The sequence below is a fragment of the Pseudomonas sp. NFX71 genome, from assembly GCF_048079215.1.
Taxonomy (GTDB): Bacteria; Pseudomonadota; Gammaproteobacteria; order Pseudomonadales; family Pseudomonadaceae; genus Aquipseudomonas; species Aquipseudomonas fluorescens_B.
The window spans coordinates 1,671,751-1,687,156 of the sequence record NZ_CP182230.1; the positions used below are offsets into that span (position 1 = coordinate 1,671,751).

Below are 15,406 nucleotides of genomic sequence, written 5' to 3' on the forward strand. Positions count from 1 at the left end.
CGTCTAAGCTAATGCGGCTTGGGGCCGATGACTACCGTTTTTTTTGCAGGATAGTGCGGCTACCGACCAGCGTCTTATGACTCGCGCAGGCGATGCGCCAGGCAGCGGACGCCTTACTTTTCGAAACCGCCGGACGAGAACACGTCCGTACCACGCCAGCGTCGAACCGAGCGCTGGAAGAACAGGCTATTAGGCACCTGCACCATCGCGCTGCCGGTGCCGAGCTCTTCCGCTTCGATCAACGTGGTGTAGAGCAGATTGATCGCCACCACCCGGCCTTTGACGCCAGGCTTGTCAGTGGTGTCCACCAACTCGACCACGTCACCGATACGGAACGGCCCGACGGTAAAAATCAGGATCGCGCAGAGCAGATTGGAGAGCACGCTCCACATGGCGAAAAACGCCACTGCGGCCACCGCAACGAAACCGGACAACGCGGTCCAGAGCACTGTGGCCGACACGCCCAGGCGCTCCAGCACGAAAATCAGCGCGCTGCCCATGATCAGCCAGCGCAGACCGCCGCGCAGCGGCATCAAGAACTGCGGCGGAAAGGGATAGCGCTCGCCCAATCGAGTCAGGCATTTAGCGACGACGCGCTGAGCGATATAACCGGCCAGCAGGATCAACAGAATTTGTACGACCAGCCAGATCGGCTCGACCCACATCGCCGGCAACGGTAGCTTGAAGGCTTCCATCAGGACAGCGCCTCCAGCTCCGCCTGCATGCTTTCGAGCAATTCCAGCGCTTCCATCCAGGCTTCTTCCAGCTCGGCTTCGCGCACCTTCAGCCTGGCTTGCTCAGCCAGCAGATCACGCAGGTCGTTCTTGCGCGCCGGTTCGTAAATGTCGCTGTCGCCGAGGCGGGTGTCGATCGTCGCCAGTTTCTCGTGCAGCTTGCCCAGCTCGGCTTCGAGCTTGTCAGCCTCGCGCTTGTGCGGCGCCAGTTGCTGACGCAATGCGGCGGCGGCCTGACGCTGGGCTTTCTTGTCAGTCTTGTCCGGATTGACTGGCGTATTGCTGACCGGGGCATTGCGCTGACGATAATCGACCAGCCAGCGGGCATAGTCTTCCAGGTCACCGTCAAACTCCTCGACCTTGCCGTCCGCCACCAGATAGAAGTTGTCGGTGGTGCTTTTGAGCAAATGACGATCGTGGGAGACCACCAGCACTGCACCACTGAACTCCTGCAGGGCCATGGTCAGCGCCAGGCGCATTTCCAGGTCCAGGTGGTTGGTCGGCTCGTCGAGCAGCAGCAGGTTCGGTCGCTCCCAGGCGATCAACGCCAGGGCCAGGCGAGCTTTCTCGCCACCGGAGAAATTCAGCACCGGCTCGTCGATACGCGCACCGCGGAAGTCGAAGCCGCCGAGGAAGTCGCGCAGGGTCTGTTCGCGCTCCGTCGGCGCCAGGCGCTGCAAGTGCAGCAACGGGCTGGCCTTCGAGTCCAGGGAATCAAGCTGATGCTGGGCGAAGTAACCGACGACGGTGTTTTCGCCGCGGGTCAGTCGACCGGCCAGCGGCGAGAGTTCACCGGCGAGGTTTTTGATCAGGGTCGATTTACCGGCGCCGTTGGGGCCAAGCAAACCGATGCGCGCGCCAGGGGTCAATTGCAGCTTGACCTTCTCCAGCACGGCTTTGTCGCCGTAGCCCAGACGGGCATCGGACAGGTCGATCAGCGGGCTGGAAATCTTCGTTGACTCGCGGAAGACGAAGTCGAACGGCGAATCGACGTGAGCAGCGGACAACTCTTCCATCCGCTCCAGCGCCTTGATCCGGCTCTGGGCCTGGCGGGCCTTGGTCGCCTGGGCCTTGAAGCGGGCGATGTAGCTTTCCATGTGCGCACGTTGCGCTTGCTGCTTCTCGTAGGCCTGCTGTTGCTGGGCCAGACGCTCGGCGCGGGCACGCTCGAAAGCGCTGTAACCACCGCGATACAGGGTGATCTTGCGTTGATCGACGTGGGCCACGTGATCGACCACGGCGTCGAGGAAGTCCCGGTCGTGGGAAATCAGCAGCAAGGTACCGGGATAGCTTTTCAGCCATTCTTCGAGCCAGATGATGGCGTCGAGGTCCAAGTGGTTGGTCGGTTCGTCGAGCAGCAACAGGTCCGAGGGGCACATCAACGCCTGCGCCAGGTTCAGACGCATCCGCCAGCCACCAGAGAAATCTCCTACCTGGCGATCCATCTGCTCGTTGGTGAACCCCAGGCCGGCCAGCAGCTTGCGGGCGCGGGCATCGGCGGTGTAACCGTCGGCGCTGTCGAGTTCCGAGTGCAGGCGGGCCTGAGCGGCACCGTCATGGGCCGCTTCGGCGGCGGCGAGGTCACGTTGCACCTCGCGCAGGCGCAGGTCGCCATCGAGCACGTAGTCGACCGCCAGGCGTTCGAGCGTCTCGATTTCCTGGCGCATGTGGGCGATGCGCCAGTCGGCCGGCAGGAAGCAGTCACCCGAGTCCGGGTGCAGCTCGCCCCGAATCAAGGCGAACAGGCTCGATTTGCCGGCGCCGTTGGCACCGATGAGGCCGGCTTTGTGGCCGGCGTGCAGGGTCAGCTCGGCGTCTTCTAGCAGACGTTGCGGGCCACGCTGTAAAGTCAGGTTCTGAAGTCGAATCATAATGGCGGCGGAGTCTACCAGCTTCGCTCGCAACTGGCGCGAGTAGCACTATGTCCTCTGACCTGTGGAGCTTTTCCCTTGGCACTTACGCCCGTCCCGGCGTTGAAGCCGCGTGCCTGACTTTGCAGTCGGCGGGGGTGAATGTGTGCCTGTTGTTGTGTGGCCTGTGGCTCGGACAGCGCGGAGTCGCCTGCAACGGGCAACGATTGCAGCAGCTGCGAAACGTGGCCGAACCTTGGGACACGGAAGTCGTTCGACCGCTGCGCGCCTTGCGCCTGCAATGGAAAGCCATCGCGACTGAAGATGCCGAACTGGATGCGTTACGCGAACAAGTGAAAGTGCTGGAGCTGGAAGCCGAACGGCATCTGTTGTTGCGACTGGAGCGATCGGCGCAAAGTTGGCCGCAGGATGAGGCGACCGATTTATCGGCCTGGCTGGAGGGTGTGGCGGCGGACGCCGCACACCTGGACCGCGACGCGCTGCATCAGCTGCGCGCCGCGGTAACCGGCACTTAGGAAGCGCTGGTTGGGGTGGTGCTGGTGCTCGACGGCGCTACTGGCGTTGGCGCAGTGGTGGCTGTCGAGGTAGAGGCTGCTGGTGCAGGAGCGGCCGAAGCGGATGGCGCTGGCGTCGCTGGTTTGGCAGCAGGAGCCGGGGTTGGCTTGGCAACGGCGGCCGGTTTTTTCACCGCTGGTTTGGCAGCGGCTGGTTTTGCGGCTGTCGCTGGTTTGGCGGCGGCTGGCTTGGCAGCAGCAGTTTTTACAGCTGGTTTTGCCGCCGATTTAGCAGCCGGTTTAGCGGCTGGCTTGGCAGCGGTTTTTGCCGCTACTGGTTTTGCGGCAGGCTTGGCAGCAGGTTTCGCGGCGGCGGTTTTGGCGGCTGGTTTGGCAGCTGTCGTTTTCGCCGTAGCAGGTTTGGCAGCAGCGGTTCTTGCAGCCGGTTTAGCGGCCGCGGTTTTCGCCGCAGCAGGTTTGGCAGCGGCGGTTCTTGCAGCCGGTTTAGCCGCCGCAGTTTTCGCTGCAGCAGGTTTTACCGCCGCGGTTCTTGCAGCCGGTTTAGCGGCTGCAGTTTTGGCAGTGGCTGGCTTGGCGGCAGGTTTGGCAGCGGCTGTTTTCGCTGCCGGTTTTGCAGCGCTGGCAGCGACCGTTTTTTTCGCAGCCGGTTTAGCGGCGGTTTTTGCTGCGGCTTTCACCGGAGCCTTTGCAGCAGGCTTGGCCGGTGCCTTTGCAGCAGCCGGTTTGGCCGCGGCTTTCTTGGCAGGGGCCGCAGCAGGCTTGGCCGAACGCAGGGACAACGCCTTGCCGACAGCCTCTTGTACACGACCGACGCCCTGGGCCAGTTTCAGGCTTTCTTGAGCATCGCGCTTGAGTTGCAGAATGTAGGTGCGGGTCTCGGACTGACGATCCTTGAGGGAGTCGAGCAAGTCTTCGAGTTGCTTCACTCCGTCCTTCGCCTTGGCTTGTGCCTTGGCCTTGCCGGCCGCCGCAGCGTCCTGCAATTTGGTGCGGGATTTGTGCAATTTCTCCTGCGCTTTTCCGCGCTGCTTTTCCAGTTTGGCGAGCAATTTTTCAGCATCAGCCAAGGCTTGTGAACAAGCGGTTTCCAAATGCTCGAGCAAGCTGCCCGAGAGTTGTTGGAGTAAGTGCAACGGGGTATTTACAGGCTTCTTGGTGGCCGACATGGTTTACCTCCTGGCTGACGTGGGTGCGGCTCATACTAGACCTCTGCTGCTACCGCCGCTAGGGCATGTTGACAGTATCGAAAGCGCTGCGTTGCAACGGATCGAAAATCTTCCGGGCTTGCGTAAAACAAGTTCACTGTCGCACGCATTCACACTGGCATAATCTGCCGCATCTCAGGTCGGAGAGTGCCGATGTCGCGCTACCTTTTTTTATCGCTGTGCGTGTTTTTTTCCGTGGCTCAGGCCGCCGAAAAAACCACCGAAAATGAAGCTCACGATCTCGCGTACAGCCTGGGCGCAAGCCTCGGTGAGCGTCTGCGCCAGGAGGTTCCCGATCTGCAACTTCAGGCACTGGTCGAAGGATTGCAGCAAGCCTATCGAGGCAAACCGCTGGCCCTGAAAGACGAGCAGATCGAACAGATTCTGGCCGAGCATGAAGCGCAGGTTGCCTTGCAACAGAGTGAGCCGCAGAGCGAAGTCGCCCTCGAAAAAGAAAAACGTTTTCTCGCGGAAGAAAAAGCCAAACCCGGTGTTCGTGAACTGGCCGATGGAGTATTGCTGACGGAGTTGGTGCCAGGCACCGGCGCGAAAGCCGGCCCGAATGGCAAGGTCCAGGTCCTGTACATCGGTCGACTTCCCGACGGCACCGTGTTCGATCAGAACAGTCAGCCGCAGTGGTTCAGTCTCGACAGTGTGATCAGCGGATGGCGCAGCGCCCTGCAAAACATGCCGGTCGGTGCGAAGTGGCGATTGGTGATTCCATCGGCACAGGCTTATGGCGCCGACGGTGCCGGCGACTTGATCGATCCATTCACGCCGCTGGTATTCGAAGTCGAATTGCGCGGGGCCACCGGCTGAACAACGCAAACGAAAAACGGCGCGCATAAGCGCACCGTTTTTTTGAGGGTGTTACCGGAAGGGGTTCAGGCTTGAACCGAATCCTCTTCCTTGTGAGCCGTGTGCAGCACCTCGATCAGGCAGTCTTCCAGTTCGAAGCGTTCGTGCAACAGGCCACCCAGCTCCTTGAATTTCTCTGCCACGCACTTGCCTGCATCGCACAGGTCGTTGAACGCAAGCAGCTTCTCGGTGATGACGTCGATACGCGGGTAGATCGTCTCGGCCAACTCGAGGCCGCGAGTGTCGCCAAACGCCTTGGCTTCGCCCGTTAGCTGTTCGTAGATCTCGAAGTGCCCGGCAGACACGTAATCGACCAGCACGCCGCAGAATTCCTGCAATGGCTTGCGGTTCTCGCCCAGAGCTTCAGGCTTGGCGCCGAGAGCATCATAGGCCCGAACCAGTTCGTGACGCTCCTGCAACCAGCGATCGATCAGCAGATGCACTCCACCCCAGCGTTCCTGAGCATTCTGACAACTTTCGAGCATGGTGATCTCTCTTCCCTTGTGGGTCATGCTGCCCTACACCTGTCGCACACTTGAAGATCAAGAATCGGCCAGGCAGAGCGTCATTCGAGCAACATAATTCCAATGACACGTGCGGGCCAGATTATGCCCGCGCGACTGTGGCTTCAAGGTACGCAGGAGATAAAGTTCATACAAGTGTTTAATCGCCCGCCAGCGCGGGGTGCGACGACTCGCCGCTGAGCGGTCGCCGGCAGGCGATCCAGACAACGCGTAGCAGCTGCTGAATACTGAGAATTGTCATCGCGACAAAGAACAACAGGCTCCACTCCGGCAAGCTCAGGTCGAACAGCGTCCATGAAATCCGTGCACAGTCGGCCGTGCCGTTGAACATTTGCTGCACAACATAAACCCAGGGATTGCTTGCGAACAGATCGGCCAGATCCGGCGAACACGTTGACAGCTGTTGCAGCGGGTCGCCTTGCAGCAACACCTGGCGCCACGCCGTCACTGTTCCCGCCAGGCTGCACAGCAAACCCAGCAGCCAATACAGGGAAGAACCCAAACGGCCGGGCCCATGCACCGAAGCCATCAGGCAGACACCCGTGAGTAACGCCAGACACATCCGCTGCAACAGGCACATGCCGCACGGCTGGAGGCCGACCGCATATTCCAGGTAATAGGAAACGCCCAAGGCCAGGGCGTCGGCAACGAAAACCATGAAAAACAAGGAGCGTGAGCAGGCCAACGACATGGCTTTTCCGTACCAGTAGAGACAAGTGGTTACGGTAGAGGAAAGCGCGCCAGCCTTACAAGACGGGTCAGCAGGGACACTTCAACAGAAGTGTAGGGAATTCCCGACAGAGTTGAGAGGATCAGATGTAGTCCTCTGTAGGACTTTGTTACCAACCGACCAGGACTGTAAGAATTAACGTCTTTTTGGCGAGGGAGCTTGCTCCCGTTCGATTGCGCAGCCATGGTAAATCAAAGGGTTGCTTCGCAATCAGGCGGGAACAAGCTGCCTCGCCACAGGCTTCAACAGCAGTTAGCTTTTAGACGGCTGCAGGCACCGGCAACGGCGCTGCCAACAAACGCTCATCCAGCAAGCCAAGGCCTTCCTGGAACAACTGATTGCTGCGCTCGGTGTCACCCAGTTGTGCCAGCAATCGCGCCAGCTCCGCACAGGCTTCCGGGTTGCGCTGCACGCGCAGGCTGCTTTCCAGATAGTCCCGGGCCTTGCCCCACAGACTGTTTTGCAAACACAGGCGACCCAGGGTCAGCAACAGACTCGGGTCGGCCGGATGGTTCTTCAGCCAGCCCTCGGCGGTTTGCAGCTGACGGGCTGGATCACTACCGCGAACCAGTCCGTAAAGGCGGGCCAGATGGCTGTCGTAGTTGCGCTTGAGCGCCGTTCGCAAGACCTCTTCGGCCTCGATCTGGGCGCCGATTTGCCGAAGCTGCTCGGCATACGCCAACACCAGTTGCGGTTCCTGGCGCTGTGCCGAAGTGAGTTGCTGCCAGGCGCGGTTGAGCGATTGCAATCCGACGGTTCCGTCTTCTTCGCGGTGCGCCGCCAGGGACAGGTTTTCCCCCCAGGCCCGGCGTTCCAGTTCGGCCAGCTCGGCCGGCGGCAGGACCTTGTCCTTGCGCAGCTCCGGCAGCAGGCGAATAACGGCCGACCAATCACCGCGCTGTTGATGCAAACGCTGCAACTGGCGCAAGGTCTGGACGTTATGAGGGTGACGCTCATGCATCGCCTGCAAGGTCACCAGGGCGCCATCGGTGTCGCCGCGATCGGTCTGCAGTTGAGCGTGACTCAAGGCGATCGCCAACTCGGCCTGGGGCTGGCGCTCCAGCGCACGCTCCAGCAAGTTGTCGCTTTCCTCGTAGTGGCCTTGCTCGTTGGCAGCGCGAGCAGCGCCGAGGTAGTAAAGCAGTGGCTGGCGCTCGGCTTCGGCGGCGCGATGCAAATGACGCTGCGCGCTGGCCCAGCGACCTTCGGCCAAGTCCAGCTGACCGTGTTCGATCGCCACTTGCACCCGACGGCTGCGGTTGCGCCGCGACCAGGGATTGACCACGCCACTGGACGTCATGACCAGTTCGATCAACGCCTTGATGCCCCAGAATACCAGCCACAACACCGCCACCAGGGCCAGGGTTGCCCACAGGCTCGATTCGAAACGGAAGCTCTTGTAAGCGATCAGCACGTAGCCGGAATGCTCGGCAATCGCCAACCCCAAAGCGGCGGCAGCGGCGATGACCAGAAACACGATCACATAGAGGCGCTTCATGGCGTGGCCTCCGGCAGAGTGTTTGCGGCAGGCTTGGCCATGGGTTTGATCGAATCCTCGGCGTTGACATTACGTCGCTCGAGATAGCCCTGAACCGCGCTCAGCGTGGCGGTCAGATCCGGCGTGACCACGGTAACCGGCTGCTTGCTCAGTTCGCCAACCTGCTCGAGCATCACTTTGCTCTGCGGGTTGTCCGGATTGAAGTTGCCTTTGAGCACGTCCCGCGCTTCGGCCAACGCCTGGGTGTAAACCGCAGCCTGACCGTTGAGTGCCGCCCACTGCGCCTGCTCCAGCGCCAGGCTCAGGGCCAGACGCACCTGGCTCAGGCTTTGCCCTGCCAGCAATGGACGTACATTTTTGTCAGCGTTGAAATCGATGCGGATGTAACGCGAGATCTGATCCCACCACTGCGCCCAGCGACTGGCGCCGTCGCCATCGGCGGTCAGGCCCAGCAGGGATTCGCCGCGGTCCTTGTACTCGGGTGCGAGCTCGGTGAGGTTGATGACTTGATCGCGCAGCGCCCCCAGGCGCAGGAAAAGGCCAGTGCGATCCGGCTGTTCGGTGCTGCGCAAGGCGACCAGGGTTTTCGCCACTTGCTCGCGAGCGGCAAAGGAACCCGGGTCGTTCTGTTCACGAAGAATTTCGTCGGCGCCCTGCACCAGGGCCTGAGCGCTGCTGATGTCCTGCAACGCCGAAAGTCGCAGGCTGGCCAGGCGCAGCAAGTGTTCGGCCTCGGCCAGACGCCAGTCCTTGCGGCTCGCGCCGAGGACGGTTTCCAGACGTTGATTCAAACGTTGCTGATCGCCTTGCAGTTGAATCACCAGACGGCTTCGAGCGTCCAGTTCTTCGGCGGCTGGCATTTGCTCAAGGCGCGCACTCAGGCGCTGCTCATTCAGCTTCAGGCTTTGCGCCTGATCGTTCAACGCCTGCACCTGGCTCAACTGCTGCTGCGTATTGGCTTGCAGGTGACGCACCTGCCAGACACCCCAACCGCCCACCGCCACACCGGCGGCGCCCAACAGCAACGCGACTATTGCCAGCCCATTGCCTCGGCGCTGCTCGGCAGCAGGTGGCGCAGTTTCAACCGGAGTTTCAACCGGCGCATCAAGCACTGGCTTCACGTCATCTTTAGGCAAGGCTGTTTCGTTCACGTATCCATCCTTTGCATTAGAGAACGGGTTCGGGATGCTCCCGTAACGCCGTCAGCAAAGCCGCGGCACTGGCGCCACGACAATCCACAACTGTTTGGGCTCCGGCGGCACGTGCCAGCTCGGCAACCCTGGGGCTTGGAACAAACAACGGCAACCGCGCCAATTGCGGCCAGGCAGCGCCGGCCAATCGATGCAGGTGCTCAAAACCCTGTCCACTGCTGACCACCAGTCCGTTCAAGCGTTCCGCCTTGATCCGCTCTGGCAGTACTGCTGGCGGGTATTGCGGCAGATCGCGGCGGTACAGCTCCAGATACTCGACACTAGCACCAAGCTCGCGCAAACGCTCAGCAAGCAACTCGCGCCCGCCCTCTCCGCGCATGATCAATACCCGTGGATCGGGCGGTGCGACAGCCTCGCGCAACGACGCAAGTTCCAGCAAGGCTTCGCTGTCATCACCCTCGGCCGGAAAACTCACGTCCAATCCGTGGTCATCGAGAATCCGTGCAGTCGCGGCGCCCACGCTGAACCACTTCTGGCGTGGTGGTTGCGGCCAGTATTGACTGACCAGCTCCACCGCGATTCTGGCGGCCGGCTTGCTGACCACGATTACCGCGCAGTACCGATCCAGATGCTGAATCACCTCGCGCATTGTGTCAGAGGCAGGAATCGGTTCAATTTCCAAAAGCGGCAAACTGCTGCTGAAAATCCCCGCTTCGGCCAAAATCTCGCTCAGCGCCGCCGACTCATCCGCGGGACGCGTCAGCAGCAGGCGCCAGCCCGTCACTCGTGACCTGCCTCGCCGTAGACCGCTTTCAGAATGTCATTGGCGCCCTGGTTCAGCAGGTCTTCGGCCACTTGCACACCCAAGGCCTCGGCATCGCTGCGCGGAGCACGGGCCTCGGCGCTGAGCAGCAGGCCGCCGCTCGGATCGCCCACCAGACCGCGCAACCAGATCTGCTCGCCTTCCAGCACGGCGTAACAGGCGATCGGCACCTGACAGCCGCCATTCAAATGTTTGTTGAGCGCACGTTCGGCCGTCACGCGGGTGGCGGTGTCCTGATGGTGCAGCGGTGCCAGCAAAGCGTGGATTTCGCTGTCGACGGAGCGGCATTCGATGCCGACAGCACCCTGGCCACCGGCCGGCAGGCTGTCATCGACGCTGATGGCAGAGGTGATTCGATCTTCGAAGCCCAGACGAATCAGGCCGGCAGCCGCGAGAATGATGGCGTCGTATTCACCGGCATCAAGCTTGGCCAGACGCGTGTTGACGTTGCCGCGCAGGAAACGGATTTCCAGGTCCGGGCGACGGGTCAACAACTGGGCCTGACGGCGCAGGCTGGAGGTGCCGACAATGCTGCCTTGCGGCAGTTCGTCCAGGCTGGCGTAGGTATTGGAGACGAATGCATCACGCGGGTCTTCTCGCTCGCAGATGCAAAACAGGCCGAGGCCTTCGGGGAAGTCCATCGGCACGTCTTTCATCGAATGCACGGCGATGTCGGCTTCGTTCTCCAGTAGAGCCGTTTCCAGTTCCTTGACGAACAGACCCTTGCCGCCGATTTTCGACAGCGGTGAGTCCAGCAGTTTGTCGCCACGACTGACCATGGGCACCAGCGTCACGAGCAGACCCGGATGGGCCGCTTCAAGACGGGCTTTGACGTATTCGGCCTGCCACAGGGCGAGAGCACTTTTGCGGGTGGCGATGCGGATTTCGCGAGAGGACATGGATCAATCCGTACTGAATAGATACGGCGGATAATAACAGCTCAGCCAAATCCACTTTGACTTGTATCAGGTATTGCCTGGCCTCCCTGGCCCCGGATGTCCGGCAATCGGGTGATAAATTCGCCTGAGGATGGCGAATTAAAGCTGTTGCATCATTTTGCGCACGCCGGCCACATGACGCCGGCTGACGATCAGGGCGTCGCCGTTCAGGCCTTTGAGGAACAGCTGAAAGTGTCCCAGAGGCGTGCGTTGCAGGCGCTCGATGCGTTCGCGGGCGACCAGGGCGTTGCGGTGGATGCGCACGAATCGGTCACCGAATTCATCTTCAAGGGCCTTGAGCGGTTCATCCAGCAGCACTTCGCCGCCTTCATGGCGCAAGGTCACGTATTTATGGTCGGCAATAAAGTAGACCACCTGACCCAACGGGATCAGCTCAATACCCTTGCGGGTACGCGCGCTGATATGGCTGCGAGGGCCGCTACCGGTTTCGGCGGCGGGACGGGTCAAAGCCGCAAGCTGGACACGATTGGGCCGCTCGGCTTTTTTCAATGCTTCATGCAATTGTTCTGTACGCACAGGTTTCACCAGATAGCCTACGGCGCTGGCCTGTAAGGCTTCCACGGCAAATTCATCGGGCCCTGTGCAAAACACCACGGCTGGCGGGGTTTCACGTTCGCATAACCGTGCAGCCACTTGCAGGCCGTCGAGGCCTGGCATGCGGATATCGAGCAACACGATATCCGGCTTGTGGCTGTCGATCAGTGCCAACGCTTCTTCGCCGTTCGTGGCGCTGGGCTCCAGGACACTGTATCCCTCGAGTTCGCCGACCATTCGGCTCAGGCGCTCGCGGGCAAGGGGTTCGTCATCAACGATCAGGACATTCATATTGCGCTGGATTCCTGCGTGAGTCTCGCACAAGGATAGCGTAGACAAGTGGAGTGACGTCCGTCACCGCGATCCACGCTAAGACTAGCGCGAGGGCCAAAAAGTGCCGCCCGTCCGACCGCTAAATTTTTATTTGCCGGGCAATCGGCGGTTGGCGAGGCATCGCCGTAGGGTTTGCTGATACACAATACGAACACCCCCTCTGCTTATAGTCCGCTGCAGCGCCGAGAAGTGCGCTGATCCTACTGTCCAACTGTAGACGGTTGCCGGGACGTTATTACTCAATTGAAAAATATCGTTGCGCAATTCCGGTCAGGCTGGCTTCGAGCATAGGCCGGGACATGAGAAAAAAACGTATCGACCAGTGTCAGCGACAGGATTGGCAACCCTGTTATTATCCGCGACAGCTTTCAACGCCATCTTTCTTCAGCCGATACGAGCGAATTCATGAGCACTGACAAGACCAATCAGTCCTGGGGCGGCCGCTTCAGTGAACCCGTCGACGCCTTCGTCGCCCGCTTCACCGCCTCCGTCACCTTCGACCAGCGCCTGTATCGCCACGACATCATGGGCTCGATCGCCCACGCCACCATGCTGGCCAAGGTCGGCGTGCTGACCGATGCCGAGCGCGACAGCATCACCGATGGCCTGAAGACCATCCAGGGTGAAATCGAGGCCGGCCAGTTCGACTGGCGCATCGACCTCGAAGACGTGCACATGAACATCGAGGCGCGCCTGACCGACCGCATCGGCGTGACCGGTAAAAAGCTGCACACCGGCCGCAGCCGTAACGACCAGGTCGCCACCGACATCCGCCTGTGGCTGCGTGACGAGATCGACCTGATCCTGGCGGAAATCACCCGCCTGCAAAAAGGCTTGCTGGAACAGGCCGAGCGCGAAGCCGGCAGCATCATGCCGGGCTTCACCCACCTGCAGACCGCACAGCCGGTGACATTCGGTCACCACATGCTGGCCTGGTTCGAAATGCTCAGCCGCGACTACGAGCGCCTGGTCGACTGCCGCAAGCGCACCAACCGCATGCCTTTGGGCAGCGCCGCACTGGCGGGCACCACTTACCCGATCGACCGCGAGTACACTGCGCAACTGCTGGGCTTCGATGCCGTGGGCGGCAACTCGCTGGACAACGTGTCCGATCGTGACTTCGCCATCGAGTTCTGCTCGGCCGCGAGCATCGCGATGATGCACTTGTCGCGTTTCTCCGAAGAGCTGGTGCTGTGGACCAGCGCGCAGTTCCAGTTCATCGATTTGCCGGACCGCTTCTGCACCGGAAGCTCGATCATGCCGCAAAAGAAAAACCCGGACGTGCCGGAACTGGTGCGTGGCAAGACCGGCCGCGTCTTCGGCGCGCTGATGGGCCTGCTGACCCTGATGAAAGGCCAGCCACTGGCCTACAACAAGGACAACCAGGAAGACAAGGAGCCGCTGTTCGACGCCGCCGACACCTTGCGCGACTCGCTGCGGGCTTTTGCCGACATGATCCCGGCGATCAAACCCAAGCACGCGATGATGCGCGAAGCGGCCCTGCGCGGTTTCTCCACCGCCACCGACCTGGCCGACTACCTGGTGCGTCGTGGCCTGCCGTTCCGTGATTGCCACGAGATCGTTGGCCATGCCGTGAAGTACGGCGTGGAAAGCGGCAAGGACCTGGCGGAAATGAGCCTGGAAGAACTGCGCAAGTTCAGCGACCAGATCGATCAGGACGTGTTCGCCGTGCTGACGCTGGAAGGTTCGGTGAACGCCCGTGACCATATCGGCGGGACTGCGCCAGCGCAGGTCAAGAAGGCTGTGGCTCGCGGTCAGGCGTTGCTCGCCAGCCGTTAAGCCGCCAAAAGCTTCGCGAGCAAGCCCGCTCCCACACTGGGTCTCTGGTGTTCACAAAGTATGTGTTCACCATCAATCCAGTGTGGGAGCGGGCTTGCTCGCGAAAGCGACCTGAAGGACGCTACAAATCTACTTCTTGGACGCGACCATCGCCATGAACGCTGGCATCGCCGCTTCCTTGTCCGCTGCAATCCGCTGCACGTTCGGGTTCTGCTCCAAACGCTCCAGCAGTGCCCGGGCCGCTGGCATTTCAGCCAACAAATCCAGGTCGAACAGCTTCTTCGCTACCGCACAGGCCAGCGGCACGCTGTACAGAAAGTACAGATCTGCAATGCTCAGGCTGTCGCCCGCGACATAAGGGGCAAACTTGCCGTGCCGTCCCAGCGAGGCAAAACCCAGCAGCAACTCGGCCTTGGTCTTGTCCTTGATCGCGTCCGGCACCTTCATGCCGAAGAATGCTTCGCCATAACAGGCGCGCCCCGGCAACTCGATGTACAGCTCGATTTCCTTGGCCAGTGCCAGGACCTGCGCCCGCTCGAAGGGATCGCCCGGCAGCAGCGGCGTACCTTTCTGGCTCTGCTCGATGTATTCGAGAATCACCGCGGTTTCATTGATGAAACCTTGCTCGACACCCAGCACCGGGACCTTGCCGCGCGGACTGATTGCCAATACCTCGGGGCTCGTGCCCGCATAAAACGGTACTTCTTCGAACGGCAGACCTTTCTCCAGCAACGCCAGTTTCACCATGTTGTAGTAGTTACTGACGGAAAATCCATAAAGCTTGAGCATTACAAAGCCTCCAGGCCGTGCGGGGTGGGCAGTGCCTGCTTTATAGAACGCCAGGGCGTTTCTTGCCAGCAGCATCATGGCGCTGAATGCAGGTAAACTGACCGCCTTTCCTTGAGGAGCCTGCCATGAGCGAGCCAACCCCCGACAACAACCAGGACGATATCGACGAAGAAGAATTCGCCGAAAACACCCTGGTCGAAGCCATCGAAAACCAGATCGAAAGCGACAATCCGCCTGCCGCCAAGGCCACCTTCAACAAGTTGACCCTGGTGGGTTACGAACGTGAAGAAATCCTCAACCTGATGGCCCACGTTCTGGCGGTGGAAATCGACGCGATCCTCGAAGAAGACCGCGCATTCAACACCGAATGGTACGAAGCGGCGCTGCGTGCCCTGCCAGAATTGCCGCCGGAAAAGAAGTAACCCTTCATTGCCGGATGGGGCTTTTGTGGCCAGGGAGCTTGCTCCCGCTGGATCGCGCAGCGGCCCCAAAAGCTTTACGGCTGCTACACAGCCGAGCGGGAGCAAGCTCCCTCGCCACAGTTAAGCCCCCCTCAGCAAGCTTCCCCTCAGCAACACCCCACACAATTTGTCACCCATCATTCCTGCCTTCCTCCAGCCCCTGACTACACTGGTACGCACCCCGCTGCCGCACCACCCGCCGGGGAATGCCTCCCAAGGTGAAAAACCCTGTCGCGAGCACTGGACATGCCGCACGAGTGGGATCACCTTAGGGGCGCTGTCGTCCAATTCCTAGAAAGTCTGGAGTCCTTATGTCGCTTACCCCTGAGCTGGTTGCCGAACTGGAAATCCTCGCACTCTTCAACCTGGACAGTTCCCAGGAAGGTTTGAAAATTCATCAGACCGCTGCCCCGAAAGCCATTGCTGCCGCTCAACGCCTCTTCGCAAAAGAACTGATCGACCAGCCTGATGGCGGTTATCTGACCAGCCTGGGTCGAGACGCCGCGCAAAACATACAAACCGTCCTGACCATTCTGAGCGTCCCGGAAACCGCCTGAGCACCACCGCATCGCCCACGGAAACCCCTGCTACGGGATTTCCGCGGGCACACTTCGTTGCATG

General features: G+C 60.7%; 16 protein-coding genes and 1 pseudogene. 5 read left to right on the forward strand and 12 right to left on the reverse strand.

What is annotated here, in order from left to right; genetic code table 11:
* Nucleotides 1-113: 113 nt before the first annotated feature.
* Nucleotides 114-695 (reverse strand): mechanosensitive ion channel family protein, encoded by a 582-nt coding sequence (locus tag ACM1ZW_RS07745; RefSeq protein ID WP_017341421.1) that lies wholly within the window; start codon nucleotides 693-695, stop codon nucleotides 114-116.
* Nucleotides 695-2,605, reverse strand: a complete 1,911-nt coding sequence (locus ACM1ZW_RS07750) for an ATP-binding cassette domain-containing protein (protein WP_017341422.1) — start codon at nucleotides 2,603-2,605, stop codon at nucleotides 695-697. Before ACM1ZW_RS07750 ends, ACM1ZW_RS07745 begins: the two co-directional genes overlap by 1 nt.
* Nucleotides 2,606-2,655: 50 nt before the next feature.
* Here ACM1ZW_RS07750 and ACM1ZW_RS07755 point away from each other — a divergent pair, with 50 nt between their 5' ends.
* The gene (locus ACM1ZW_RS07755) at nucleotides 2,656-3,120 is read left to right on the forward strand and encodes a TIGR02444 family protein (protein ID WP_416740379.1); all 465 of its coding nucleotides are present in this window, start codon (nucleotides 2,656-2,658) and stop codon (nucleotides 3,118-3,120) included.
* On the opposite strand, the gene ACM1ZW_RS07760 is transcribed toward ACM1ZW_RS07755, so the two are convergent.
* Entirely contained in the window at nucleotides 3,117-4,286 is a 1,170-nt protein-coding gene (locus ACM1ZW_RS07760) for an AlgP family protein (RefSeq protein ID WP_416740380.1), read from the reverse strand. The two genes, ACM1ZW_RS07755 and ACM1ZW_RS07760, sit on opposite strands and share 4 nt — an antisense overlap.
* A 192-nt stretch (nucleotides 4,287-4,478) precedes the next feature.
* Between ACM1ZW_RS07760 and ACM1ZW_RS07765 the strand changes: the two genes are divergently transcribed.
* A complete protein-coding gene (locus ACM1ZW_RS07765) occupies nucleotides 4,479-5,144 on the forward strand; it encodes an FKBP-type peptidyl-prolyl cis-trans isomerase (RefSeq protein WP_416740381.1) in 666 nt (221 codons plus the stop codon).
* 65 nt (nucleotides 5,145-5,209) lie between these two features.
* Here ACM1ZW_RS07765 and ACM1ZW_RS07770 read toward each other — a convergent pair whose 3' ends face one another.
* The 8 genes and pseudogenes from ACM1ZW_RS07770 to ACM1ZW_RS07805 form a co-directional block, all read right to left on the reverse strand.
* Nucleotides 5,210-5,668 carry an Rsd/AlgQ family anti-sigma factor gene (locus tag ACM1ZW_RS07770; protein ID WP_007899333.1) on the reverse strand — a complete coding sequence of 153 codons (459 nt, stop codon included), beginning with the start codon at nucleotides 5,666-5,668 and terminating at the stop codon, nucleotides 5,210-5,212.
* Between the two features lie 178 nt (nucleotides 5,669-5,846).
* Nucleotides 5,847-6,398, reverse strand: a complete 552-nt coding sequence (locus ACM1ZW_RS07775) for a disulfide bond formation protein B (protein ID WP_414877939.1) — start codon at nucleotides 6,396-6,398, stop codon at nucleotides 5,847-5,849.
* A gap of 298 nt (nucleotides 6,399-6,696) precedes the next feature.
* Nucleotides 6,697-7,935 (reverse strand): heme biosynthesis protein HemY, encoded by a 1,239-nt coding sequence (locus ACM1ZW_RS07780; protein ID WP_414877940.1) that lies wholly within the window; start codon nucleotides 7,933-7,935, stop codon nucleotides 6,697-6,699.
* Nucleotides 7,932-9,086, reverse strand: a complete 1,155-nt coding sequence (locus ACM1ZW_RS07785; RefSeq protein ID WP_017341428.1) for a uroporphyrinogen-III C-methyltransferase — start codon at nucleotides 9,084-9,086, stop codon at nucleotides 7,932-7,934. Before ACM1ZW_RS07785 ends, ACM1ZW_RS07780 begins: the two co-directional genes overlap by 4 nt.
* Before the next feature lie 16 nt (nucleotides 9,087-9,102).
* Complete coding sequence (locus tag ACM1ZW_RS07790; protein WP_017341429.1) at nucleotides 9,103-9,870, reverse strand: uroporphyrinogen-III synthase; 768 nt, start codon at nucleotides 9,868-9,870, stop codon at nucleotides 9,103-9,105.
* On the reverse strand, nucleotides 9,867-10,808 hold the full coding sequence (gene hemC / locus ACM1ZW_RS07795; protein WP_017341430.1) for a hydroxymethylbilane synthase: 942 nt from the start codon (nucleotides 10,806-10,808) through the stop codon (nucleotides 9,867-9,869). The genes ACM1ZW_RS07790 and hemC overlap by 4 nt, the downstream gene beginning before the upstream one ends.
* 138 nt (nucleotides 10,809-10,946) lie before the next feature.
* Nucleotides 10,947-11,693 carry a LytR/AlgR family response regulator transcription factor gene (locus tag ACM1ZW_RS07800; RefSeq protein WP_017341431.1) on the reverse strand — a complete coding sequence of 249 codons (747 nt, stop codon included), beginning with the start codon at nucleotides 11,691-11,693 and terminating at the stop codon, nucleotides 10,947-10,949.
* Nucleotides 11,690-11,896: pseudogene (locus tag ACM1ZW_RS07805) on the reverse strand (sensor histidine kinase); the annotation flags it as partial. The pseudogene ACM1ZW_RS07805 and the gene ACM1ZW_RS07800, both read right to left, overlap by 4 nt.
* Before the next feature lie 244 nt (nucleotides 11,897-12,140).
* Here ACM1ZW_RS07805 and argH point away from each other — a divergent pair.
* Nucleotides 12,141-13,535, forward strand: coding sequence for an argininosuccinate lyase (argH, locus tag ACM1ZW_RS07810; protein WP_017341432.1), 1,395 nt, complete (start codon nucleotides 12,141-12,143; stop codon nucleotides 13,533-13,535).
* A 129-nt stretch (nucleotides 13,536-13,664) separates the two neighbouring features.
* On the opposite strand, the gene ACM1ZW_RS07815 is transcribed toward argH, so the two are convergent.
* Nucleotides 13,665-14,324 carry a glutathione S-transferase family protein gene (locus tag ACM1ZW_RS07815; protein WP_416740382.1) on the reverse strand — a complete coding sequence of 220 codons (660 nt, stop codon included), beginning with the start codon at nucleotides 14,322-14,324 and terminating at the stop codon, nucleotides 13,665-13,667.
* Between the two features lie 125 nt (nucleotides 14,325-14,449).
* Here ACM1ZW_RS07815 and ACM1ZW_RS07820 point away from each other — a divergent pair, with 125 nt between their 5' ends.
* A complete protein-coding gene (locus ACM1ZW_RS07820) occupies nucleotides 14,450-14,746 on the forward strand; it encodes a hypothetical protein (protein ID WP_017341434.1) in 297 nt (98 codons plus the stop codon).
* Between the two features lie 350 nt (nucleotides 14,747-15,096).
* Nucleotides 15,097-15,342, forward strand: coding sequence for a TIGR02647 family protein (locus tag ACM1ZW_RS07825; protein ID WP_017341435.1), 246 nt, complete (start codon nucleotides 15,097-15,099; stop codon nucleotides 15,340-15,342).
* The last annotated feature ends 64 nt before the right edge of the window (nucleotides 15,343-15,406 follow it).